The sequence below is a fragment of the Bacillus cereus group sp. Bce019 genome (assembly GCF_051781745.1).
In the GTDB taxonomy this organism is placed as follows: domain Bacteria; phylum Bacillota; class Bacilli; order Bacillales; family Bacillaceae_G; genus Bacillus_A; species Bacillus_A cereus.
In genome coordinates this window covers 1-259 of sequence record NZ_JBPWJX010000213.1, presented here as the reverse complement: position 1 = coordinate 259, position 259 = coordinate 1, and the positions used below count along the sequence as shown (strand labels likewise).

The window sequence follows — 259 nt, the reverse complement described above, 5'->3', positions numbered from 1 at the left end:
AGGCGGCAGGCCACGGGCGCCTGCGCGAGCGCTGCGGTGAAGGCTGTGTCCATGCCCTCGCCGACGACGACGTACACGGCTCCACAGCCTCCGTCCACCATCGCGCGGACGCTGTGCTCAACCAACGTGCGGTCCCCGACGCGCCCGAGCGCTTTGGGGAGCGCCGCCCCGAGCCGGGAACCGGAACCGGGCGCCACCACGAGGGCGACGACCGGTCCAGGATCAGTATTCATGAGGCCAGCGTACCGGCGTCGGTGGG

The 259-nt window shown here is 72.2% G+C and carries 1 protein-coding gene; it reads right to left on the bottom strand.

Going from position 1 to position 259, the window contains the following annotated elements; translation table 11 throughout:
- Positions 1-233 (bottom strand): NTP transferase domain-containing protein (locus tag ACS2QP_RS28060; RefSeq protein ID WP_438883111.1); only part of this gene is annotated, 233 nt, incomplete at its 3' end.
- Between the last annotated feature and the right edge of the window lie 26 nt (positions 234-259).